Origin of the sequence: Cohnella abietis, assembly GCF_004295585.1 — a bacterium.
Classification (GTDB): domain Bacteria; phylum Bacillota; class Bacilli; order Paenibacillales; family Paenibacillaceae; genus Cohnella; species Cohnella abietis.
Map to the genome: position 1 here is coordinate 6786073 of NZ_AP019400.1, position 25384 is coordinate 6811456.

The window sequence follows — 25384 nt, forward strand, 5'->3', positions numbered from 1 at the left end:
TCCAGAAAGGATTCCCTATGATGGCACTTCGCGTTCGACTAATCCCTCCCCTATTCAATTAATTCTTCCAGCGGAAAAACTAATTAAACGTGCCTATTTGCTTTTTCCATCGATTTGTGATCATTATATTAACATTACTTGCCCCTTGTCAACGAATTATTTTAATATTTACCAGTTTATAAATGACGAGCTATAAGGGGCAAGTTCGAGGCGTTGACAGCCCATAGTGCCATTATCTATAATCGCAGTGACACAACTTTTGCAATATTATCCAATATAATTCAAGGATATGGAGAGTATAAAATGATTAAAATCGGAAATCAGCAAATGCTAAGGGAGATCAATATTTCTACACTACTTCATACGGTTTTAGAGCATGGACCGATCTCTCGAGTCGAACTATCCCGCAAAACCAAGCTCAGTCCGACAACCGTATCGGTACTCATAGAAGACATGATTCGTGAGCAGTACGTTCATGAGATAGGGATGTCTGGCAGCGGAGTCGGCCGTAAAATGACGCTTCTTAGCATCCGCGCGGATGGCGGATATGTCATCGGTGTCGATCTGTCCATTTCGCCGGCACACTGCGTTCTTCTGAACTTGAATGGGGAGCTCATCGGCAGCCAGAATCTTAAATCAGTATTCGGCGAGGAGCAATTTCGGACCGATTTGGTTCAATCTATTCAATCCTTTATCGAACAGCATCAGATTCCGATGAAGTCAATTAAACGCATTGGTATTTCCCTACCGGGAAGACTTGACGATACGCAGAGCGTTGTCATCATGTCCCGCTATTTACAGCTTAATGATTTTCCTTTACGAAAAGTGCTGGAAGAGGCGCTCTCCATTCCGGTTCTTCTGACGAACGATCTGGACGCAGCCGGTTTCGCAGAGCGGTTTAGCGGAGCAGCCAAAGGGGATCATACGATCATATTCCTGATGCTTGGGTACGGAACAGGCGCCGGACTTGTCTTAAACGGTGAGATTTACCATGGATCCAGCGGTGCGGCTGGAAGAATTTCATCTTTCGCTCCTTACACCACGCCTCTTCTCTCAGAACGGTTAAAGAGAGATTTTCCCGATAGATTTGAAGCCTTGACTCCAGAAGAAACGATTCAAACCTATGTTGATTTAGCTTTATCCGGTGTTCAACCCTTCACCGAGCAGGTCAATCTCATGATTGAAGAGCTGGCCGACTATTGTGGTAAAATACTACAAATAATAAATCCACAGAAAATGATACTGGGCGGCTGGATTACCGATAACAAATCGTTTCTCGATAAGTTAATTGCCTCCATTCACGCCAAAGAAAGCTCTCCTTATGGGGCTACTCCGATTGTCGTTTTCCATTGGAAAAAATACGGAGCAGCTAAGGGCGCAGCTATGCTTGGTCTGCATGAAATCTTTAAGCGCATAACAGTGCAATAATCGTCTCTATACCACCAGTAAATATACGTAATAATACAAACTAATAAATAAGGAAGAACCCCGCACTTTCCGTGGCTCTCCCTTGCTTATTTCAACTATTTCAATCAGTTCTTATGGAAGAATATTTCCAGCTGCAGTATAAATTTGATACCATTCTTCTCTGCTAAGCGTAATTTCGCTCGCTTTCGCCATTTCTGCGACACGCTGGGCATTCGTACTACCAAGAACCGGCTGCATTTGTGCCGGATGTCGGAGTACCCATGCGATCGCGATTGCCGCGCTCGTAACCGATTTTTCTTCTGACAAGCGGTTCAGCACAGCGTTAAGCTCGGGATACGCTTCATCATTGAGGAACGTCCCAGCAAAAAATCCATATTGAAGCGGAGACCACGTCTGGATCGTGATCTCTTTCAGTCGGCAATAATCCAGAATACCTCCGTCTCTGTTAATTGCGGCTTGATCCAGCATGTTAACATGCAAACCTGCATCCACCATACCAGAGAAGGCAGGACCGAATTGCAGTTGATTGACGATCAACTGTTGATTCAAGCTTTTGTTTAACAGCTCGATCTGCATGGGGTTCTGATTGCTTACGCCAAAAAAACGCACCTTGCCTTCATGCTGCAGCTGATCGAAGGCTGAGGCCACCTCTTCCGGTTCCACCAAAGTATCCGGCCTATGAAGAATAAGCATGTCCAAATAGTCTGTATTCAGACGCTTCAAAATGCCATCAACGGAAGTGACAATATGTTCCTTAGAAAAATCGAAACTGCCGCTTCTTATCCCGCATTTGGACTGGATAAACATTTGCTCCCGAACACTCGGCCTCATCTCAACGGCCTCGGCAAACAATTCCTCGGATTTCCCGTTCCCATAAATATCAGCATGATCGAATAGATTGATTCCGGATTCAAGCGCGGTACCGATCAAATGACTAGCATCCTTCAATTCCATTTCGGCAATACGCATACAACCAAGTGAGAGTACGGATGTTCTAAGATTGCTTGTTCCAATATTCATTTGTCTCATGATGATCATTTCCCTTCAGGATTGTGTTTGTTTCTATACTCTTGAGGCGTTTCTCCCGTGTACTTCTTAAATGAATAACTGAAATAATGCGCATTCTCATAACCTAATTCTTTGGAAATTTCCAACACCTTCAGTTTTGTATGCTTTAGGCTTTTTTTGGCGGCATTCATCTTCGTTTCAATGATAAATTCATTGATCGTATTATTCGTCTCACGTTTGAATACAGCGCAAATGTAAGTGGGCGACATGAACACTTCATTCGCAATTTCGGCTAGCGAAATATTGTCTGCATAATGCTCATTTACGTAATGCTTGATCCGGTCGACGAGAGAAAGATGCTTCCGACTGTACTTGAAGCTATAATAGTCGGTTACGCCGAACAGCATCTTGCTCGCATGGGTTTTGATTTCCGTTAAGCTTTCCGCTTTCATTATGGCTTGCAATGATGCGACGTAGCTGGCGTTAATGTCGCCAACTTCCCCTTCCGTTTTGCATATTTCACGGTATGCGTTAATGACAAGCTCTAGAAAGAGCCCTCTGCTATACGCTTGCGAAAAATTCTGAGCAAGTGCAAGCAAACGATAATATTCTTCTAAGGTGTCGCTGACTTTACCGCACTCTCCCATTTTGATTTGGGCAAGGATCAGCTCCTGTAATTCCTTTAATCTGGCATTGTCATGAATATCGTTAATGGCGTCCATAGAGTTGGTATCGATAATATCATTGATATGAATGATAGAGTTGTTGCCGGTATAAAACTTATATCCAATCGCATGACAGGCGCAATCGTACGAAAGACTGGCGGTATGCATGTTGACACAATTCCCGATTCCGATCGACAGTGTAATCCCTTCAAAATCATGGAGCAGCTGCTCTATACCTTCGAAGATCGGCGTCATTTTCTCTGTCCTGCAAAATTCTCCGCTCAAAATAATGACAAACTCGTTATCCCTTGTCGTAAAACAAATCCCTGCTTGCCAATGATTTAAGAGCTGTTCGATCAAGTTCTTAATGGAAAAATTATAAAACTGTATACGTTCGACACCCTTGTTTTTGATCTGATTCTCATATTCGTCCATTTTGGCGACTGCAACAACGATGTCTTGGTGAATCGTAAACGGGAGATCGAAATAGTGAATTCTTTCCTCGAGCTCATCTTCACTTTGCGTCCAATTCAAGACAAGTTGGTTCAGAAATTTGTCCCGCATTAGCGATAGGTTTTCTGAAAGCTGCTTTGTGAGCCGTTTCATCACCTGATCTCGTTGAAATTCCATTTCGATAGCATCGTGTACTTTCTTGAGAACAGAAATGACTTCCTTCAGCTGAATCGGCTTCAGAATGTACCCGGCAGCCTTCACGCTCAGTGCCATTCTGGCGTAATCAAAATCCTGCACACCGCTGATTAACACGATTTTCGTCTGTAATTCTTTCTCTTGCAATTGAATGGCAACCTCTAAGCCGTTATAGAAAGGCATTTGGATGTCCGTAATCAAAATATCGGGTTGCAGCTCCAAACAAAGCTCAAGCGCCTCCTTTCCATTACTTGCAACCCCAACAACCTTCATATCAAGCTCGTTCCAAGGAATTGCATCGCCTAATGTTTCCGTTACCATGAAATCATCGTCTGCTAGAACTATCGTTATCATCTGTTTCCTCCATGCTGTAATACGTAGGAATCGTCACCTCCACGGTGATTCCTTCGATTTGGTTGCGTAGGTATCGAATGCCGTATCCTTCCCCGAACGTGTTCTGAAGACGTTGATGCACGTTCTTAATCGCGAAGGAATGTTCTTTCTCGCAGTTTGAAGTCAGCAAACGATTGAGATCATCGACATCGGCCCCTACACCGTTATCAATAATGGAGATGACAATTTTGTCCGCTATTCGACTCGCTGTGATTAGGATTTCAAGCTCGCCAATTTTTTGATGGAAACCGTGAATAATCGAGTTCTCAACAAGAGGCTGAATAACGAGCTTTACAATCTTGAATGCGCGAAGCTCGCGCGGAATTTGAATCGAATACCGTAACTTCGGACCGAAACGCGACGATTGAATTTCCAAATAACTGTTGGTGTGGCTGATTTCTTCTTCCAGTGTAATAATTTCGCGCCCCTTGCTTAGCGAATACCGGTAAAAATTAGCGAGCGAATTAATCATTCTGCAAATAACGGGCGCATTGTATTTGATCGCATACATATTGATTGAATCCAAGGTGTTATATAAAAAGTGAGGATTTATTTGGGCTTGCAGCACTTTAAGCTCTGCATCTTTCGCATGTAGCTCGGCTCTTTGCTTGTTCAAATCACTGACGTACAGCTTCTCGATCAAGTCTTTGATTTGGCCAATCATCTGCTTATATTGCAAAATTAAATAACCGAACTCGTCTTTCTTGTTATAGGTAATATCGATATCAAAGTTATTCCCGCGTACGTTACGCATCGATTTAACGAGCTTCGTTATCGGGCTGGAAATGTTGCGCGAAAGGAAGAAAGCGGCTAAAAGCGCCGTTGTCATGCATAACAAGAGCAGAAGAACGACATTCCGCGTCAACTGAGTCTGATCAGAGTTAACCTCGCTCAAGTTCGTAATATTTACGATTTTCCAATCGATATTATCTAACGTTTTAACCGTTACGATGGCTTTTCCCTTGTTCAAATCCATAATTTGCGCCGTGTCGGCACCTTTCTGCAATGATTGGAGAAGGCTGACTTCGGCTTTAGTGACGGTGTCGCTGCTCATCAAGATTTGATTGTTTGGATCCATAATGCATATTTTGCTTTCCTTGGATGGTCTGTAATTGGACAGAACATCGATGAAGCTTGCTTTCTCCAATTCGATGGTCAGCAAGGCTGCGTAATCGTAGCGATCGGCATTCTTTAAGCTGAACATGCGGCGCGAGAGGATTACATGATCTTGATCCGGACTGGCATACACCGCCATATTTTTCGTGCCTATGTTGTGATACCATGGTTCATGTTCGACCTGAGAAATATCTTGCACCTTCGATGATATGTCATATTTATGATATTCTGGTCGGTTTATGAAATAAAGCTTGGGCACAATAGCCGAATGGGAAGTTACGTAATAATTGGACAAATAATAACTGTCTAGCGCGCGATCCACTTTGATAATTTGCGTGACGTTATCCGACAAATCATCCGAAGGGCTTTCGCCCAAAACCTCCTGAATCATGGGATTGAAAGAAATCAATGTGGTCAGCTCATAGGCAAATTCTAACCGCTCCTGTACGTTTAACCGGGCGGAGTCCAGATTTTTTTCGATCAACTCGTTCATTTTCTTATTAATAATGTTGGTGGAGCCTATATAGACAACGATTGTAATAATGACGGATGGAATGAGAATCGAGGCCAGGAAGTATAACACCAGTCGTTTGCGAATGTTCATATAACCTGGTACAAAGCTCCTTTCTCAAAGGTTTATAAGTCACACACAGTATATCAACAAAAACAAAACCGCAACAAGATAGCGCATACATTTGCATAACATTTCGAACTTTTTACCTTAAGTTATTTAATTTCTTATCCTTTTTATTCTTGCTAACATAATGCTTGCAAGCGCTTAACAAAATGATTAGAGGGGGATTCACTTTGAGGCCGAACCTTGTAAAACCGATTTACCGCGCAGGACTAGCCAGTCTTTTCTCCGTGGCGCTCATTGCTAGCACCGGGTGCGGAGGAAATAACAATTCATCGCCAAGCCATACAGCGAACAGCAGCTCACCAGCTGCTCCCAGCGTCAAAATGGAGACCGTACGTGTCTGGACAAACGATGCCTCATACAAGCCAGTATTGGAGCCTCTCGTCGAGAAGTATAATCAAGGCCAAGGCTTGATAGACGGCATCAATATCGAGTACAAATTGTTCGGAAGCAATTACGACGATGTATTGAAGGTTGCGCTGGCCGCCGGTCAGGCTCCCGAGCTGTATAAATTTGTCGGCACCGTGAAGGAGCCTTTTATTAACTCGCAATGGATGGTTCCGATTGACGATTTACCCGGCGGACCGGAATTTCTGAAAACTTATCAAGATATTCTGATCAAAGGATATAACACGTTCAATGGCAAATCGTACAGCGTTCCTTACAAAGTGCTGACGACTAAGTTCATGTATAACAAGGAGTTGCTGGAAAAATCCGGATTCACTACTCCGCCGGAAACATGGGACGATGTCGTGGCGTATGCGAAGAAAATTACCGCAGACAATAAAGGCAATGCATACGGGTATGGGGTACATCTGAAAGATTCCGCTGCTTCGGGCAAATGGTATTTTGCCTCTCAATTTGCTAGCTCTGTCGGTCATATGGGATATGATTTCACGAAAGGCAGATACTCATTTATCGATCTCAAAGAAAACATCAGCAAAATTCTTGAAATGAAGGCAGACGGCAGTATTTTCCCTGGCGGAGAAGGCATGGACAACGATGCACTGATGGCTCAATTCTCCACAGGAAGAATTGCCATGCTGCCGGGCGTCAACTGGGATGTCTCTAACTTCGAAAATTTCAAAAAAGAAGTTGGATCCACCTTCGAGCTCGGTGTAATCAATACGCCTGTTATCGATACAGCGAACAGACATAAGAACTATGCTCAGATTGCCGATGTCCTCTGCGTTGGACCAAGTGCGAAGAAAATGCCAGAGAAGTCGATGAAAGTATATGAATTGTTCCACAGCGACGAAGTGTTGAAAGCGATTCAAAGCGACGAAATTGATTTTGTTGCTAGACAAGATATTCAAGCGCAAAAGCCAACCAGCTTCAAAAAAGCCGGAACAGCAGAATTCGGTGATACGTCGAATTCCTACTTCACCATGACTCCACCGGATGGCGGTATCAAGATCGAGGGACAGCCTTATCAAAATACGATTATTAACCTGATTGCTGGCTCGACGAAAGTCGATGTCGCCAAGGTACTGACGGATCTGGACAATCGCTACAACACGGCGCTTGATAAAGCCATCAAAGACGGCCTTGATATGACCTTGTACATCGACAAGGACTGGAATACGAAGTCCAACTGACCCTAACACGAAGAGGATGGGCCTACGAAATTCGATAGGCTTATTCCTCTCCGCCGTGAAGGATCTACCGTATCCATAGGCGACATTTTACAGCAGAAGGAAGGCATCGAATGTATGATTGTTGTGAAACGCAAAAACGCATCAGTCCCTAACATAAACCCGAATCGAAAGGATACGTTGCAATCCTACCTCATGCTGGCTCCAATGCTCATTGGATTCGCGTTGTTTACTATCTATCCGATGATGTGGCTAATCAGGTGGTCCTGGTTTGACTATAACGGAATCTCATCGGCCAAATTTATAGGATTCGAAAACTACGTGAGAGCATTTACGCGCGATACTCAATACTGGGATTCATTATGGAATACGGGATTTATCGTCGTTATGAAATTCGTGATTGAAATTCCGCTTGCCCTATTCCTTGCTATCGTGCTGAACAGCAAGAAAAAAATCAATTCGTTTTTCCGGACTATATTTTTCTCACCTACCATCGTAAGTACGGCCATCATCGGCATCGTGTTTTATTTGATGTTTGAACCGTTCCTTGGTGCCGTGAATCAATTGCTTAAATCCTTTAATGTCATTGACACGTCGATCAATTGGTTCGGCAATAAGTGGCTCGCCGATATCGTCATCGTTATCGCAAGCGTATGGAAAGGCTTTGGCGTTAACATGATTTTCTTCTTAATGGGACTGCAGAATATCCCACAAGACATCTACGAATGTGCGGATATCGACGGGGTAACCAGGTGGCAACGATTTACGAGGATTACACTGCCTATGCTTTCTTCCACCGGCAAAGTGATCATGATGCTCTTTATCGTCAATAGCATCAAGATGTCGGATCTAGTATTGGTGTTGACCAATGGGCAACCAGGCGGTACAACCGAAGTCGTCATGTCCTATACATTCAAATATTTCTTCTCATACGGAGCTGCCGACTCGATCAGCCAATATGGCTACTCTTCCGCTCTTGCTGTGATCACCGCAATTATACTTTCTATCGTGGTTGGACTGTATCTGTGGGTGACACGTAAAGTCGGCGATCATTACTAGTGAAGGTGATTCTGAATGAAAACTAAAAAAGTGACCGAAGCGATTGGGCTATATGTTTTTCTTACCCTGCTGGCGGCAATCGTCATCTTCCCGATATTTTACGTGGTGATCAGCTCGATGAAGAATACGGCGAGTATCTTAACGTCGACGTCCTTTTTTCCTAAGCAGATGACGTTGGACAATTATGTCAAGGCATGGAACCTGTCCAATTTTAAGGTATACGTGTGGAACAGCATCTATATGTGTACGTTCATCGTTTTTGGGACGATCGTCACATCGATTACTTCGGGCTATGTTTTTTCTCGCGGCAGATTTAAGGGAAAAGGTCCATTGCTTGCGCTCATTACCTTTTCCATGTTCATTTCGGCAGGCAGCTTGTATCTATATCCCCAATTGAATATTGCGAAAATACTGCATATTAACAATTCACTATGGGGAGTCATTATCATCTATATCTTCGGCATCAATGTGACGAATCTATATCTAGCCAAAGGCTTTATTGACGGGATTCCCAAAGAAATCGACGAAGCGGCCAAGATGGACGGCTGTAGTTTTTTCAGAATCTTTTACAACATTATATTCCCGCTAACGAAGCCGCTTATCGCGACAGTCGGATTGCTCGCGTTCATGAATTCATGGAACGATTACTTGCTTCCGATGGTGTTTACGTTAGGAAATCCTGATATGCAACCGCTAGTGGTCGGGATCGTCTCGATGAAAAGCTCCGGTGAATCCGTGACGTCGTGGGACTTGATGATGGCAGGCACCGTGTTGTCCGTTATTCCGATGCTGATCGTATTCATTTCGTTGAACAAATATTTTGTGGCCGGGCTCACGAGTGGCGCCATCAAAGGATAAGCTTATTGACTATTTCCATACCCAACAAAAAACATAAACATTAGGAGCGATTAATATGCAAACAAAACAATCAGATCTCATCACCGGCGTTCTCCCGGCATTAGTTACACCACTGGATATTGAAGGAAACGTTAAGACGGAACTGGCACCTGATTTGGTCGATCTGTATGTCCGTCAACAGGCAGATGGATTGTATATGCTAGGATGGACCGGGGAAGGCGAATATTTGTCCGTCGAGAAAAGAAAACAATGGACTGAGGCCGTTTTGGCTGCAGCAAAAGGGAAACTGCCGATCTTCGTTCACGTGGGCTATAATAGCAACCTGCAGGATTCGATTGATTTGGCTGCCCACGCCGCTGAGCATGGAGCCTATGCCGTTGCGTCTGTCGGGATTTCTGAATCGGCTACTTTGCAAGACAATGTACAATACTTCAAACGCATTTCCGAGGCTGCTCCCCAAATTCCGTTCTATATTTACTGGGTAGCAATGGGGAAAACATTAACGGGTGGGCAAGAAATCGAACCTAACAAGCTGCTAGATGCGATGGATGAGGTTCCTACTTTCCGCGGCATTAAATTTACCGATAACAACTTCTACTACTTGGAACGCTTTAAAAAATACCGCCCGGACATCAACATCTTAACGGGTGCCGATCAGCTAGCCGTATGCTCGCAGCTTATGGGTGCGGATGGAAACATCGGCGCATTGCAAGCCGTTACCTGCTATCATCATAAAGCCATCATGGAAAAGACGAATGCGGGTCTCTACGAAGAAGCGAGAGAGCTGCAATATCGCGCGAATGAAGTGGCCGAAGCCTTCCTCAAGCCTGAAATAGGCAATTTACCGGGAATCAAGCTTCTGCTGGAGCAAATCTTCCATATTCCTGTTGGATACTGCTCGTCGACTGGACCGTTCGAAGGCGTCTATCATACTTCGGAATCCGCCAAAGAGCTGATCGAAGTATTCCAAAAGAACATATTAGTAAAATAAGCTACCGAAATTCCGGCGAAGATCGTCACCATATAAAATGCAGCTCGTATCCGGTAGGATGCGGGCTGCATTTTTTGTACTTTCACTTTATATAAATCTTCTACTCCGTTAAGGAGGTTTTTACTTGCTGCTGCTTTGGCTTCGCGTACATTTTATTGAGTATAATCGTTTGCACGATAATGAATATACCGCCAACCGCCCAATATAACGGCAATGCAGCCGGCATTGCAAAAGAAAACACACCCATCATAATCGGGGACAACAATCCGATGAAAGCCAATTGGTTATTCTGATTTTGCTGATACTGCGACGAAATGGATTGCGACACGCGGAACTGGACGTAATAAATCGCAGCGGCAATAAGCGGCAAAATCATATCCGTTTTCCCCAAGCTAAACCACAGAAAATCGTGAGCTGCGATCTCTGGGGTACGACGAATGGCGTAATAAAATGCGAGAGTAATCGGCCATTGGAGAAGCATCGGCAAACATCCCATGTTTAAGGGATTATATTGGTGCTTCTGGTAGATCTGCATCATCTCTACTTGCTGATTCCTTTTTGCTTCCGCGCTAACGTCGTTCTTATATTTCTCCTTAAGGGCGTTTAATTCCGGCTGGAGGATGGCCATCTTTTCTTTCATGCCTATTTGCTTCTTCGTTTGGTTCAGCATCAGCGGCATAATCGCAAATCTGATGATTAATGTCATCAGCACGATCGATAATCCATAATCTCCGTCAAACGCATTCGCGAAAAATTTGATCAGGAACGAGAAAGGGTAAATAAAATAGTGGTTAAATATCCCTGGAGAATCGGCATAAATCGGATTTGATGGAGCTGCTGTCGAGCACCCGCTAATCAGAATTACCGGAACAACCCCGATCAACATGACGAGAATAGGCTTCGCCCACTTTTGGGGCATTAGTATCTTTTTCACAGTTGTCCTCCCTAATTGAATAATTAAATATCAATTTGTGGAAGGACCATTGGCGTCTTCATCAGGCGCCTCTTTTCGTCTAGTGGTACGTGCTATCCATCGCTGGATACCGTTGGGCTGCGGCTGTCTGTCAGACACAAACAAAGTTGAACCCGCGGTAGCAATATCTTGACTCCAGCGTATATCTTGTATAGAAAAATTAGTGTAAGGAAGAAACAATATGGAAGAAATGAGACCTAACGAAAGTGCCACTTGAACCAAGTCAAAAAAATACTCCACTCAAGTTCACCTCCATTTGAGCCATTTTGTACACACTAGGATTATTGAGTTTTTTCCTCAAGTACTTAAGACAAGCATACAAAATACGTACTGCTTCATTAATAATACCACAAAATGGATATTATAGGTTAACAGGAGGCTAACGAATTCCGCAACTCTTATTTGATCTAAATGTAATGATTTTGCATTGTAAAGAACCCCACAAACCTTATATCCAGCAAAGTAGCACCGTTCCTCCTCTAAATGACTCAATAACGCCACTGCAGTTCGTTAGCACAAATAAGAAGCCATTTTATCGACAATAAGCACGATACAATTCGTTAGCCTCCACATACGTCTCCCTGCTGGATGTAGAAAGGGAGACGGGAAATGAGATGAAGGAGTCGGTGATACTCGAAGGTTCGGAGGGGACTCAGCATAGGGTGGTGATTTTAGGGCGTACAAAAAAGAGCCCCTACAATAGGGCTCCCGAATACCTAAATAATCCCCCGAATCATAGCGCAATGTCGTGGTATTTCCCTTCTCGTTCATACTTCCGCCGCATCAGCTGCCGGTACTCTGTGGGCTGCATGTCCATCACTTCCCGGAATGCCCGGGTAAAGCTTTTATAGCTTTCATACCCTACCATAGCAGCTACCTCGACGATTTTATGCTCGGTTTCCGCCAGCAGTCGCCGGGCTTTATCCAGGCGCACATCGCGTAGATACTCTGCAAAGCCTTTGCCGATATTCTTCTTAAACAGGTTTGAAAAATAGGCATAATTAAGTGACACATGGTTGGATACCATCGCCAAGTCCAGCGGCTTATGATAGCTTTCGTGTATAAAGCGGATAGCTTCGTTCACGTCCTGAGTGTTGCGATAGCTACACTTATATTCATAATAAAACTGGTTCAGCCGAAGCAGTTGCTGTTGCAGCGCTTGAATATAATCGCGGATGCCCGGGTAATCGAAAAGATTACGCAAGCATTCTATATCCAACGCCTCTTCCCCCATGTAGGGGCGGATAACACGCTCATATTCCTCCAGCATCTGTACCATGGCACGACAAAGCTGCTGTGTGTAGCGAATGTGGTACCGTTGCAGCACATCCTTATGGAACATCATTGATATTCCTTGAGTGATTTCGCTGCTGTTTTTGGCGCCAATTAACTGAAAAAGGGCATATAACTCCTCATGCGGAAGCTGCCACTGCTGCTCCAGCCGCTCAATATGCGTAGGCAGAATGCAGCGCTTATCTGGAAACAGGTAGCTGTGGCGGTATAGCTCCAATACTTGTGTATAGCTGTCCGGCAGCCCCTTTAATCCTTGCTGCGGATCGGTCATCGCAGTAATGGCATCAATCTGTCCGGCCTGGAGTGCAGCGGGCAAAGCACCTGCATCAACATCCGCATCAACGGCAAGGATCAGGTGCGGGCCGTGCTGCAGGCATATGCACCCCCGCCTGCCATATACGCTATAGGCAATGGATTCCATGCTATGGGCACTGCTCGCCCCAGGTTGATTAATCCATAGCTTCTCCCGCAGCAGGCATAGGCGGTAGTTGCCCCACAGCTCTGGATTTTGCTGCTGGGTCTGATGAACCCACGCCTCATCGTTCGTCGCACCCTGCATATACATGCACAGCTCTTTCCGATCTGTCTCCCGGGCACGCCGGGATATATGCTTCATATTGCGCGAAAGCGTCTGCCGTGTTTTTATTTCTTGCCATACATGCTCTACCGCGGTTTGCAGATCCTCCTGCTTCACCGGCTTGAGTAAATATCCTTTTGCCCCAAGCCCAATGGCTTTTTGGGCATAGGCAAAATCGCTATAGCCGCTAATAATCAGGTAATCGACCTTAATGCGCTCTTCTTTGGTGATCGCCATTAGTGCTAGGCCATCCATTTCCGGCATCCTGATATCGGTAATCACCAGCTGAATGCTGGTCTGACGCAATATTTGCAACGCCTCAATCCCATTGGCGGCACAGTAAATGCTGTCAGGCTGCAGAGAAAATTGGCTCAGCATAGCCTGCAAGCCATCCCGTATGTGCTTTTGGTCGTCCACAATCAGAATGTTGAACATACCTACCACCCTCCAAGATTCACATTTTCCCAAGGCAAGCGTATGGTTACACAGGTATAGGAGCCCTGCTCACTGTCAATCCAGAGTCCGCAGCCTTCACCATAGTGAAGCTGAAGACGTTTACGCACATTTTCTAAGCCTAACCCGGATTTGCTTGTGACTATCGGAGAATTCGAGTCGCCCCGCAGCACAGCCTGCAGACTAGTTAACATCTGCGGGTCAACGCCCACGCCATTATCACGTATCTCTATTAATAGCATGCTGTCATCCTCCACCATTACGGTGATTTGGATGTTCACACTGTCGCCCAAGGGCGCAGCATGATGAACCGCATTTTCAACGATGGGCTGCATACACATTTTGGGAATGGCATAGCGGAGCACCTCTTGAGGGAGATCGGCCGTCAAGACAATGCTACCACCTTCCATAAAGTTAATGAATTGAATATAGCTCTGTATGTTAGCAAGCTCCTCACTAAGGGCAACGGTATCACTACGCCACTTCATGCTGTAGCGCAGCAACGAACCTAATGACACCAGTGCATCGGCGATAGCAGGCTGCCGCTGAACAACCGCCTTCATACGGATTGATTCCAGTGCGTTATACAAAAAGTGCGAGTTGATCTGCGAATGCAGTGAGTGCAATTGCGCGTTTTTAGCAATCAGCTGCTTATCGACGACCTGCGTCATCAACTGTTTGACCTCGTCTAGCATTTTGTTGTAGTTGACGGCTACCTCGTCGATTTCATCGCCTCTTTCGTGATCACCCAGACCGGTATCAATCTTCGCATCCAGCTGACCTCTTCGTACCTTGCGCATAGAAAATAACACACTGTCCAACCGACGGAAAATGCGCCGGGTAGTATGCGATAAAAGCAGCATGATTAGGAGCAGCACACCCAATGTAATCGCTACCACAAATACATACCAGCTGCGCGGCCCCTTCATTAGTGCCTGATGAGAGGCGATATCCACCACATAAGCGTTCAGTGGGGCAATATAGCGGTAAAGCGCGTAGTAAGTATGGTCTCCTACATTGACTTTAATAGGGCTTTTTTGCTGCAGCACATCCAATTGCTCATGAATACTGCCAAAGATATCTTTCAAATCCTCCCCGGCATTCCGAGAAAACATATGCTTAGGATTGTAAACATATCGGGTCGGATTCGTTCCGTCCATCACTACACTAAAGAAATCTCCCCCAGTCTCCTCCAGCAGGTTGCTGAAAAATACACTGTGCTTAGCGCGAACTTCCATAATACTGGGGCGTTTGTGCTGCTGACCTGGAAGTCGTACTAACCGATAGTAGGAAAGCGTATGCTCACCATTCTTAAAAGCAAACAAGCGGTATGCCGCGCCGCCTTCATCACGGAGTGTTACCCAGTAATCCTGCGGCTTAAATTTGTCATAATGATAGATTTCGGGCCAAATTTCATACAGGTTCGGGTTATCGACATAAAAGCTGAGCTCACTTATCATCTCGTGACTTTGGATGATATTATGCATCTGCTCAAATTGGTTTTGCTTAAATTTCACCAGGCGCAGGCCATCCTCGCGCATATTGGTGTGAATAAAATCCACAAATGCCTTTTGAGTGAGCGCAGTAGAGGAAGCGTTTTCAATCGTATCCATTCTGCTGCGTAGCTTTTCGGCTAGCCGTGAAACATGACTGCTGCCGGTGGTCATAGCGTCCTTGTACAGCTGTTTCTCCTGAATGCGGATAAACAAAAAGGATACTACAATGGCAGGGATAGCAATCACAATACTAAAGGCGAAAAACAGCTTATGGGATATGCGAGAATTACGGTAAAGCTTTCTCATTTTATTAAGTAAATACTTCAATTAAGTACACTCCCCACCTCTGTAATATACCATATATTACAACCTCCGAGGTAGATTAGTAGGTGCTATGACTGCTGATAGAAACACGAAAGCGAGCAATACCGGCCACCATTTCGGTGACCGGTAGCAATGATTATAAGGGCATTGTTACTCCGCCATTTTGGCTTTTCGTACATTCAGCTCAGCTTGTCGGTATTCCATCACCTTGTCAAAGCCGTACTTCGCGCGACGGGTAAGGAAGCTCTCAAAGGTTTTGTCAAAGGCAGCTTCAGTTTTGGCGGTAATAAGCTCAGGCAGCACTTCCTCCCAGCTTTGGGAAATACGCGCCCAGGATACTGCCGCATCAGAATCACCCTGCGGATCTAAGCCCTTGTAAATACCACTGTCAATATCAGCCTGACGGTTCGCAAAGTCCTCCATTTGCTTAATAACAGGGGCTTTCTCTGGTCTCCACTGGTTAATAATTACGGGGTTTCTCACCATCCAGTAGGTATCCATAATGCCATATTCCTTTTCCAGCTTCTCAATATTAGTTTTGAATAGCTCTACCATTTCAGCCTTCAACTGCGGCTTATCATCGACCATTTCCCAGGTTTCGCCTTGCTTGCCAAGGAATAGATCCCTTTGGCCTTCTTCGCTAGACAGATATGTCAAAAAGCGGATTGCACGTTCAGGATTTTTGGTGGATTTACTGATCATAGTAACCATCCAGCCATCCATATTACCGGGGAATAGCTTAGCGTTATCTCCTTTGCTGTTCCTCGGCCCGTCCACTGCAATGTAGTTAGAATCCGGGTTTGCACTAGCAGCCAGCAGAGGGTTAACAGCCGTCATGCCCGTCCACTCACGAATCATCATAAAATAACGAGCGTTGTTCGTTTTTTCCTCTACTTGAGTGTCAGAATCGACTAGGAAATCTACATTAATAAGCCCGCGCTCGTAGGCAGTACGTAACGTTTTCAGCCAATTAATATAATCCGGATCTGTGGTGCGATCGTATACCTTGCCGTCTTTCTCCGACGGAACAGCCAGCAGGTTTTGTAGGTACTCGCTCATCCCGTAAGGTACATTCCCCTGGGCAAATAAAGGACTGATATTCTGGCCCTTATACTTGGAATACTTATCCTTTAGCAATTGTAGTGCGTTTAGGAAGCCCTCCGGAGTAGTTAAGTCCGGTCTCCCCATCTCCTCATACAGATCTTTTCTCACTAAAAAGGTTTGGTTGGCAGCCGTCATACCCGTTTCATGCATCAGGTTGGGGCTGTATGAATCATTAGGTACGCCATAGGTATTGCCATTATCTTGCCGATACCACTTCAATGTACCGTCGCCCGCTACCTTGAAGAAGTAGGGATCATACTTTTCCGCCAATTCATTCAAAGCATACACATGGTCGCCTTCCCATAGCTTTTTGACAGCGTTTTCCCAAGAGCCCATAGTAATCAAGTCCGGCAGCTTGTTGGAGGTCATCATCAGAGTCATTTGCTCGTTAGCATCACCGGAAGGTACCTCAATCTTGACGTTGACACCTGTTTTTTCCGTTACATACTGGGAAGCCAAGCTTTTCCCCCAGCTATGGCCATACCAAGATGCACCTACAAACCAGGATAATTCAACAGGGCTGGTATCCAGCTGCCATGCAGCTTTATCCGGGTTAGGCGTAGATTCCCCAGATGGGACCTCGGACTGCTGCGTACTGGCTGGTGTACTGGAGGTCGGTTTACTTTCATTTGACTTAGACCCGGCACACGCGGTCATGCTCAGCACTAGAATGACTGTCAAAACTAGAGCTATACCTTGCTTAATGTGATTACGTTTCATTGCACGAATCATCCCTTCATTACTTTGGTTTTTTGTATATATACCATACACCTCTCTACACGACAGCTTAGAAAGGCATATGACAATTACCCCTTAATCGCACCAATCATGACACCCTTGACCAGATAGCGCTGAATAAAGGGATAGAACACTAGAATAGGTAAGGTCGCCACCATCATGGATGCAAACTTTATCGAGTTACCTGGCAGCTTTGCACCGAACTGAGCCATCGCTTGCTGCTGCATGAAAGTCATGGAGTTTTCTGCAATGATTTTGAATAGCATAGTTTGCAGCGGCAGCTTGTCCTGCGTATGGATATACAGCACACCCTGATAATAATCATTCCAATGATATACGGCTGAAAATAATGATATGGTAGCAAGCACCGCCATGCTGTTGGGCAGTACGATTTTGAACAGGACACCATAATCCGAAGCTCCGTCTACCTTCGCGGATTCCTCAAGGCTGTCGGGGATAGTCCTATAGAAGCTCATGAAAATGACCATATTGAAAAAAGTGTACATAGCAGGAATGATGAATACTAAGAAATTATCGTATAGGCCCAGCTTAGTCATTAGGATAAACGTAGGAATTAGTCCGCCTGAGAACAGCATTGTAATCAAAGCGATTTTTAGATACAGCTTGCGACCAATGAGATTCGACTTGCTCATTCCGTAAGCCACAATAGCGGTAAACAATACATGCACCGCTGTCCCTATCACTGTCCGCATAGTCGTAATATAAAAGCCGTTCATCAAGCTTTTATTGTTAAACACGACATTGTAGCTATCTAGCGATATAGCCTTTGGAAACCAGTTGACCGTACCCAATAAGGCATGCTGCGGCGCATTAAGCGAGTTTACGAATACAAACCACATCGGGTACAGCGTTATAAAGCAAACAGCGAGCATCAGCACGGTATTTCCGACATCAAACACTCCGATGCGCCGAAACCTTCTGCGTTTTTTCATAAATCTGCCCTCCCCTTAAAAAATGCTATCGCCAGTCAGTTTTTTTGAAGTGTAATTGGCCAAAAACAACAGCCCTAGTGCTACTATTGATCGGGCAAACAGGACGGCTGTAGAGAAGGAATGGCGCCCAGATACCAAGCCCATATTGTAGATATACAAATCTAGGCTTTCAGCCATTCTCATGTTCATGTTGTTCTTCAACATAAAGATCTGTTCAAAGTTGCTGCCTAGCATTCCACTGACAGCGAGGATAAACAAAATGGCGATAGTAGGGCGTATGCTCTGAACGGTAATATGCCACATTCGCTGCCATCGGTTTGCGCCATCCAGCTCCGCCGCTTCGTATAGCCCCGGATCAATGCCAGATACTGCAGCTATGTAGATGATGGCACTCCAGCCGGTTTCTTTGAGCGTATCGGAGAAAAAGGTAATCCACCAGAAGTACTTAGGGTCGCTATTAAACAAAATTTCGCTTTGCTGGAGCCCCAGTGCCATGCCCAACTGGTTGATCACACCGCCCTCGCCCAGCCAGTTAAGCATAATGCCGCCAAAGATCGTCCAAGCAATAAAGTGCGGCAGGTACGAGATGGTTTGAACGGTACGCTTAAATTTAATGCTCCGTATTTCATTGAGCATTAAGGCAAATAAAATAGGAATGGGAAAGCCCAATACTAGCTTGATGGTGCTCATCCCAAGAGTATTGCGAATAGAGCGCCAGAAACGGTCATCCGTAATAAAATCCTGAAAGTGTTTCAGCCCCACAAAGGGTGATTCCAGCATGGGCTTAGCAATGCTGTAGTCCATAAATGCAATAATGAGCCAAAACATGGGGAGATAACAAAAGATCACCATCCAGATAATCCCGGGGATTACCATGCTTTGTATTTGCCATTGCTTAAGAAACATCTTCATTTGTCCTGTTTTGTACTGGAACATATTGTCTGCCCCCTTCCCCTTTATCGTATGAAAATACGCATGGGAAAAAAAGGCCACGATTATTGACCCTATCCCATTTTTATAGATTTGCCTCACCCAACGCTAAAATTAAGTATGCTGTGAATAAATGAAAGGAGTGTGCAAGGGATGAATAAGCTTTTATGGCAGCAGAATTTTTTAGATAGAAATACCGACTTGAGTGCATGGAACATTCGCGTTGGCAACGACTTGATTGATAGCAATGGCAATGCCATATGCCCAGGTTGGGGGAATGGGGAGCAGCAGTTTTATACGGGGAATTCTAGCAACCTGTATATTAATGAATCCGGCCTAAATCTTTGTGCGAACCGTGAAACCATTGAAGCAGACGGACGTCGCTTTGCATATACATCGGCCCGTTTGGACACCAAGGACCATCTCTCTTTCTGCTACGGTAAGCTAGTCGTGCGTGCGAAGCTGCCTGTAGGACAGGGATTATGGCCCGCCATCTGGCTACTTCCACAGCAAGACACTTATGGCACCTGGCCCGCCTCCGGTGAAATAGATATTATGGAAGCCAAAGGCCGCCTGCCCCAGCAAATATCCGGTACGCTACACTACGGTAAGGATATGGAAAATAAATTTACCGATGAGTTCTCCTATCAGCTTGAAAACGGGACGATTAACCAATTCCGCGATTATGCGTTGGAATGGGACTCCAGCTCCATCCGTTGGCTGGTAGATGGACATTGCTACGCCGAGCAGCGCCTGCAGCCGGGCATCATGCCCTTCGATCAGCCTTTTTATCTGGTGCTCAACCTTGCCATAGGCGGCTGGTATGATAATGTATCGGTAGATGAAGCTGCGCTGCCTGCGGTAATGACGGTTTCAGGCATATGGCTGTATGAGTAGTTGATAGAGTAGGCAGGGCATACGAGGAATAGGCAATAGGGAAAATGGAAACGACCAGACGTAGCTTATGCTACTCCGGTCGTTTTTCCTATCTATCTACTCAAAAAATTGATAAAGTAAAGATAGTCTTGTATTAAACTGAGTGTTAGGCCTTATAGAAGGGGAAAAGGAATCATGGCGACTACCATCTTAACTGTAGATGATGATGTTCATTTACAAGAAATGCTCCAGCTGTTTCTTAATGCTGAAGGATTTCTTGTCCACCAAGCTTTCAACGGGGAGCAATGCATTCGCTTTCTCAAAGACCAGCAGCCAGATTTGATCCTGTTAGATATCCAAATGCCAGATATCGATGGTATTACCTTGTGTCGAGAAATTAGACCTCTTTATAATCTCCCCATCCTGTTTCTAACGGGAAACTCTCAGCAGGAGGAAATGTTAAACTCCCTGCAGGCTGGCGGTGATGATTTTATTACCAAGCCTTACAACCATATAGAATTAGTGGCCAGAATTCATTCCCACCTCCGTTGGGGTAAGCTGCTTAATCAGACAAAACGGTCTATAAATAAGCTCAGCTTTCCAGGGTTGGAGATTGATCTGGACCGCTTAACTGTCATTGTAAACGATCATCCCGTTACTCTCATGGCTAAAGAGCTTCATTTACTACTCACACTCGTTCAAAATCCTAAGAGAGTCTATCATCCCAGACAGCTCTACGATTTAATTTGGAACGACATTGCAGGCTACTCCTCTAGTCTGATCAAAGTACATATCCATAAGCTGCGTAAGAAAATTGAGGCCAACCCGCTAGAGCCGCGATATATTCAAACAGTAAAAGGATTTGGATACAAATTTGAGATAAGAGAGTAAATTCCCCTACCTATTCCACCCAAATAGTGACGACATTATATTTTGCTAGACTAACTACCATTGTCTCCGTTAATTTATGTCCCGCTTTCAGCAAGAGAAATCCTTGTCCCGTATAAATATCCTGTGCCACCGTTTTTCCAATTACAAACTTGGTTACGATCATCTTTTGCACCTCTATACCCCCTCTAACCTAAGCTAAAGCAAAGTATAATTTTCCGAGGTTAACTGGGGGTAAATTATAAAAGTTTCTCACCATCTGCATCACTCTGTAACCATTAATGGCAAGCTAACATAGTACCGGCTGCCTTGCCCTAGCTCGTTATCCGCCCATAGTTCTCCGCCATGCCGCTCGACAATTTCTTTGGCAGCCGCAAGACCTGCTAAGCGCTGCTCAGTCTCTTCGCCATCGCCACTGTCACCCACCATAATCCTGACCGTTTTATGCTGATGACTCGCTTGCAGTGTAATCATTCCACCCAGCGGAGTACAGGCACAAGCATTTTCCACTAGATTCTGCACAACTCTTCGCATCAATAAGGGCTCCAGAAGCACATCAGCATCGCAATCAGGGGAGCTAATAAGCACCTCACAGCGATGTCCTCTCTCTTCTATATCTGCAGCAAGTCCAGTAAATATATCTTCAATCCATTCCATGAATATTACCATTTGCAAGGCATCCTGCTCGTTATGATCATGGCTTAAATCTAGGAAGCCATCCACATGATGGTTGATGTCCTGTAATTTATCGAATGCTCTAGCAAGCAGCCCCTCTTGCTGCTCTGGCTCCATTTCAGTCTGCTTCATAATAAGCTCGATGCTCTCTTGGACATGATTCAGCGGGCTTCGTACTTCCTGAGAAATATTAGATAACAATTCCATACGCTTAGCCTCCGTAATAATGAGCTCATCATTTTTCCGTCTTAGACTCTCCTTCTGAGCGTCAACAGTTTCCTTCAAGTCCACGTTCCATTTGGCCAAGGTTTCCACTAGAATGAGCTGTGCTTGTTCGTTATCCTTTTGTATACGACTGAGCTGCTTAGCGACTACTATAGCCGTGATGATAAATTCGCCTAGTGAACCGAATTGTATGGCGTAATGGGTAAAAAATGTATCCGTTAAAACTCCATAAGACAGTAAGGTACTGGGAACCACAATTGCTAGAAAAGCCGGTATTTTGGCAAGAGCCAAATATTTCGCCATCCGATTTCCCTTCCACGCGCACCCTATAATAACTGCGATCATTAAGACGATGATTACCATCTTAAATTGCGCTACATAAGGCGCTATGCCCAGCGGATACATACTAACAATCGCAATTAAAACCAAGGGACACACCCAAATCATGCAACGAAGCAATCCGTCTATCTTCGGCGCATAGGAGGCTGGGGACATTATATTTCTTAAGAACAAGCAGCCAAACCAAACGCTCAGAACAAAATAAAATTCATAGGCCACTGCCGGTGTGTCAAAAAGAATCGTTCGTCCGACTTTCTCTGTTATAGGACCAGTACCTGAATATATCCCCGCCAATCCATTCCAAACATAGTTAGCCACGCTATAAAACAAAATATATAAAGAGTAGTAAAAGAAGGCGCGATTCTTAGTTGAGATATAAAGTGCAAACAAACAGATAACAATAATGAGCATTGCTCCAAAATATAATCCCAGCGTGAGAAATTCAATGTGCGTGGATTTATACAAGGTCGACTGCTCTGCTAACTGCAACGGAATTATCATTGTATCCGGTGTTTCACTGCGTATATATAAGGTAGAAACTTTTCCTTGAGGAAGCTGGACGGCAAAGGTCGGAATATTACGCTGTAGTGCGGTTACTTGGTTAAGTCCATACACCTCTACCTTGTTCATCAATGGATTTTTCAAGCTTATTTCCCATTTAACCTTTGCCGAATCATTACGAATAGAAACACGCACCCAATAAACGGCTGCTTCGTATCCAAAGGAGGATTTGCCGTGTGCGGTTTGAAAGCTTTTATCCATACTGGAAGAAGACACGTCACTATACGACCAATTCCCTTTGAAATCTGCTAAAACTTCGATATAAGGGTTTAAGGAATAAGTATGGAGACTGTCCACCAGATTAAGCGTTTTGTTCTTATCAGACGCATGAGCTGTTACTGTGAAAGCAACAAGGAATAGGCATATTATATTTAGTATACTTACATATCGTAACATTCGCATGCGGCTCTCCCTTCTCCCTCGCTAATCTGGAACAGAGCTAATCCTCGGCTAGCGGTACGGTGAAATAAAACCGAGAGCCGACCTCAAGCTCGCTTTCCACCCAAATTTCGCCGCCGGAGCGTTCAACAATTCCCTTAGCAATATCTAAGCCCAACCCACTACCCTGAGCTTCCCCAGCCTTATAATGCCTGCGAAAAATATGATCCAGATGCTCTTGCGCAATACCTTGCCCTGTATCTTGAACCATAATAATACCGATTTTTTGTCCTAAAGCTGCTTTAAGCGTTATTGTCCCGCCCCTAGGCGTAAATTTACATGCATTACTAACCAAATTCGCTATTGCTCGTTGTAGCAAACGGGGATCGATGACTATCCTCGCTTCGAGATTAGCGGTTTCCACAATAACATCACAATGTAACCCCATATACTCAATTTCTATGGCAAGCTCTTCAAAAACAGCGGTCATATATTCATGGAAAACAACGCTCTGCAGAGCCTGCCTTTCCTGCAAGCCTTGCTGGCGGCTCAACTGCAAAAAATCATCTATAAAACGATTAACATCGATAACTTTATCGTATACATTGCCTAATATTTTTGCCTGCTGCTCAGGCTGTTTCACTATTTTCTGCATAAGCGCTTGAATGCCGCCTTGTACATAATTGAGCGGACTACGAATATCATGGGAGATATTTTGCAGAAGCCGTGTACGCGACTGTTGAGCAGCAATGAGCTCGTTGTTCGTCACCTTCAGGCTTACAGTTTGATCTTCTACTGTTTTCTGCAAAGCCTCGTTCCAATTCTCCAGCCTAACTACGACATCATTCTGAGCTTTAGCTTGGCTTTTCTGCAATCTTGAAACGTGCTCATACAAAACAAGTGACATAATGAGGAATTCAGTTGCCGATCCGAATTGCATACCAAAGTGCGTCAGTACATTGTCAGGAAGCAATCCAAATGATAGCAGTATACTGGGGCCTCCAATGATCAGCAGCGGCAAAATAGCGATAGAAAGATACTTCGCTAAGCTATTTCCTTTCCACGCACAGCCAATAATGACGACCGGCACCATAAAATTAATTAACATTTTAAACCAGATCAAATACGGGGCAATTCCAAAGGAATAAAAGAAGAACACACCGACAACCATTACGGCACAAATAATAATCATCCACCGACAGAAAAAATCCATTAAGGGGAAGTAATTTTGCGGAACCAATATTTTTCTAATCGCCAGAAACCCGAAGCCTACACTCATAATGAAGAAAAAATCATACGTATTGGCCGGACCACTCAGCATAAGGCTTCTCTCCATATGCTCCGTTAAAAATCCGGATTGGAAAATTGGGCGTGCCAGCCCGTTCCAGACAAACTGCGCTAAGCTAAAACAAAAAATATAGAGAATATAATAGAGATAGGACGGGTTGCGAAAAGTAATATAAATGGAGAACATATACACGATAATGAGCAGAATCATACCGTAATACAAACCATATAATAAGGATTCAATACTTACAGATTCATAAGTAGTCGACTGTTCTGCTATACGCAAGGGTATGATCATCGATCCCCATGTTTCACAATGAATATATAGAGTAGCAGCCTGTCCAGGAGGTAGGTTAATTGCATAGGTGGGATACTGTCGTTTTAGGTCTGTATAGGGGGTTGAGCCTTGTATACTGGGAGCAAAAACCTGTATTTTATCCATTAGGGGGTTTATCAAGCTTATCTCCCATTGCTCGCTAGTAGATTGATTTTCTACTTTAAGTCGAATCCAATAGGAGGACGCAGCGTAACCAAAAGCTGACTTGCCGTTAGCAGGCTGGAATTTGCTCTGAAGCTCCGTCGTTTGTATATCAGTAAGCGACCATTCACGGTTACTGTCTGGCAGGACGTCCATATGCTCGTTAACGATATATGTAAGTGCATTGTCCGATAAAAGTAATGGCTCTGAATAACTTGTTGCTTGTTCCTTTGCCATTACATTCGTTGAGCCCATAAGAGCAGTCAATGTCAGGAGAATAATAATGGCTATAGCAAGCTTGTAGCCATCACTCTTGTATGCTCGCATGCTGGATCTCCTTTCACCTGTTACATTAAAGAGGCACACTGAAATTATACACTTTTCGCTAATATTCTTTATACAATATCAATTAAAAATAGGCCGCTCTCATCAAGAGAT

General features: G+C 44.5%; 19 protein-coding genes. 7 read left to right on the forward strand and 12 right to left on the reverse strand.

Going from position 1 to position 25384, the window contains the following annotated elements; translation table 11 throughout:
• The first annotated feature begins 303 nt into the window (after positions 1 to 303).
• The gene (locus KCTCHS21_RS29675) at positions 304 to 1428 is read left to right on the forward strand and encodes an ROK family transcriptional regulator (RefSeq protein ID WP_130616088.1); all 1125 of its coding nucleotides are present in this window, start codon (positions 304 to 306) and stop codon (positions 1426 to 1428) included.
• Positions 1429 to 1539: 111 nt separating this feature from the next.
• On the opposite strand, the gene KCTCHS21_RS29680 is transcribed toward KCTCHS21_RS29675, so the two are convergent.
• The 3 genes from KCTCHS21_RS29680 to KCTCHS21_RS29690 are packed head-to-tail and all read right to left on the reverse strand — an operon-like array spanning position 1540 to position 5862.
• A complete protein-coding gene (locus tag KCTCHS21_RS29680; protein WP_130616089.1) occupies positions 1540 to 2457 on the reverse strand; it encodes an aldo/keto reductase in 918 nt (305 codons plus the stop codon).
• A gap of 5 nt (positions 2458 to 2462) precedes the next feature.
• On the reverse strand, positions 2463 to 4103 hold the full coding sequence (locus KCTCHS21_RS29685) for a response regulator (RefSeq protein ID WP_130616090.1): 1641 nt from the start codon (positions 4101 to 4103) through the stop codon (positions 2463 to 2465).
• The gene (locus KCTCHS21_RS29690; RefSeq protein WP_130616091.1) at positions 4075 to 5862 is read right to left on the reverse strand and encodes a cache domain-containing sensor histidine kinase; all 1788 of its coding nucleotides are present in this window, start codon (positions 5860 to 5862) and stop codon (positions 4075 to 4077) included. Before KCTCHS21_RS29690 ends, KCTCHS21_RS29685 begins: the two co-directional genes overlap by 29 nt.
• Positions 5863 to 6065: 203 nt before the next feature.
• Between KCTCHS21_RS29690 and KCTCHS21_RS29695 the strand changes: the two genes are divergently transcribed.
• From KCTCHS21_RS29695 to KCTCHS21_RS29710, 4 genes are all read left to right on the forward strand, one after another.
• Positions 6066 to 7493 carry an ABC transporter substrate-binding protein gene (locus KCTCHS21_RS29695; RefSeq protein WP_197726494.1) on the forward strand — a complete coding sequence of 476 codons (1428 nt, stop codon included), beginning with the start codon at positions 6066 to 6068 and terminating at the stop codon, positions 7491 to 7493.
• 114 nt (positions 7494 to 7607) lie between these two features.
• Positions 7608 to 8549, forward strand: a complete 942-nt coding sequence (locus KCTCHS21_RS29700) for a carbohydrate ABC transporter permease (RefSeq protein WP_130616093.1) — start codon at positions 7608 to 7610, stop codon at positions 8547 to 8549.
• A gap of 15 nt (positions 8550 to 8564) precedes the next feature.
• Positions 8565 to 9407, forward strand: a complete 843-nt coding sequence (locus KCTCHS21_RS29705; protein ID WP_130616094.1) for a carbohydrate ABC transporter permease — start codon at positions 8565 to 8567, stop codon at positions 9405 to 9407.
• A 55-nt stretch (positions 9408 to 9462) separates the two neighbouring features.
• Positions 9463 to 10398 carry a dihydrodipicolinate synthase family protein gene (locus tag KCTCHS21_RS29710; RefSeq protein ID WP_130616095.1) on the forward strand — a complete coding sequence of 312 codons (936 nt, stop codon included), beginning with the start codon at positions 9463 to 9465 and terminating at the stop codon, positions 10396 to 10398.
• A gap of 100 nt (positions 10399 to 10498) precedes the next feature.
• Here the strand turns inward: KCTCHS21_RS29710 and yidC are convergent, their stop codons facing one another.
• From yidC to KCTCHS21_RS29740, 6 genes are all read right to left on the reverse strand, one after another.
• Positions 10499 to 11332, reverse strand: a complete 834-nt coding sequence (yidC, locus tag KCTCHS21_RS29715) for a membrane protein insertase YidC (protein ID WP_232058006.1) — start codon at positions 11330 to 11332, stop codon at positions 10499 to 10501.
• Between the two features lie 772 nt (positions 11333 to 12104).
• Complete coding sequence (locus KCTCHS21_RS29720) at positions 12105 to 13676, reverse strand: response regulator transcription factor (RefSeq protein ID WP_130616096.1); 1572 nt, start codon at positions 13674 to 13676, stop codon at positions 12105 to 12107.
• Between the two features lie 2 nt (positions 13677 to 13678).
• Positions 13679 to 15496, reverse strand: coding sequence for a sensor histidine kinase (locus tag KCTCHS21_RS29725; RefSeq protein ID WP_130616097.1), 1818 nt, complete (start codon positions 15494 to 15496; stop codon positions 13679 to 13681).
• A 168-nt stretch (positions 15497 to 15664) separates the two neighbouring features.
• Entirely contained in the window at positions 15665 to 17338 is a 1674-nt protein-coding gene (locus KCTCHS21_RS29730) for an extracellular solute-binding protein (protein ID WP_157994153.1), read from the reverse strand.
• A gap of 86 nt (positions 17339 to 17424) precedes the next feature.
• On the reverse strand, positions 17425 to 18309 hold the full coding sequence (locus KCTCHS21_RS29735) for a carbohydrate ABC transporter permease (RefSeq protein WP_130616099.1): 885 nt from the start codon (positions 18307 to 18309) through the stop codon (positions 17425 to 17427).
• Between the two features lie 15 nt (positions 18310 to 18324).
• Positions 18325 to 19245 carry an ABC transporter permease gene (locus KCTCHS21_RS29740; protein ID WP_130616100.1) on the reverse strand — a complete coding sequence of 307 codons (921 nt, stop codon included), beginning with the start codon at positions 19243 to 19245 and terminating at the stop codon, positions 18325 to 18327.
• A gap of 147 nt (positions 19246 to 19392) precedes the next feature.
• Here KCTCHS21_RS29740 and KCTCHS21_RS29745 point away from each other — a divergent pair, with 147 nt between their 5' ends.
• Together KCTCHS21_RS29745 and KCTCHS21_RS29750 are read left to right on the forward strand one after the other, a co-directional pair.
• Entirely contained in the window at positions 19393 to 20136 is a 744-nt protein-coding gene (locus KCTCHS21_RS29745) for a glycoside hydrolase family 16 protein (RefSeq protein WP_130616101.1), read from the forward strand.
• Positions 20137 to 20310: 174 nt separating this feature from the next.
• Positions 20311 to 21006, forward strand: a complete 696-nt coding sequence (locus tag KCTCHS21_RS29750) for a response regulator transcription factor (RefSeq protein WP_130616102.1) — start codon at positions 20311 to 20313, stop codon at positions 21004 to 21006.
• 10 nt (positions 21007 to 21016) lie between these two features.
• Here the strand turns inward: KCTCHS21_RS29750 and KCTCHS21_RS30995 are convergent, their stop codons facing one another.
• The 3 genes from KCTCHS21_RS30995 to KCTCHS21_RS29760 form a co-directional block, all read right to left on the reverse strand.
• Positions 21017 to 21178: a hypothetical protein gene (locus tag KCTCHS21_RS30995; protein ID WP_157994154.1), complete on the reverse strand. Its 162-nt coding sequence runs from the start codon at positions 21176 to 21178 to the stop codon at positions 21017 to 21019.
• Positions 21179 to 21267: 89 nt separating this feature from the next.
• Positions 21268 to 23205 carry a sensor histidine kinase gene (locus KCTCHS21_RS29755; RefSeq protein ID WP_130616103.1) on the reverse strand — a complete coding sequence of 646 codons (1938 nt, stop codon included), beginning with the start codon at positions 23203 to 23205 and terminating at the stop codon, positions 21268 to 21270.
• A gap of 37 nt (positions 23206 to 23242) precedes the next feature.
• Complete coding sequence (locus KCTCHS21_RS29760; RefSeq protein ID WP_130616104.1) at positions 23243 to 25273, reverse strand: sensor histidine kinase; 2031 nt, start codon at positions 25271 to 25273, stop codon at positions 23243 to 23245.
• Positions 25274 to 25384: the final 111 nt, after the last annotated feature.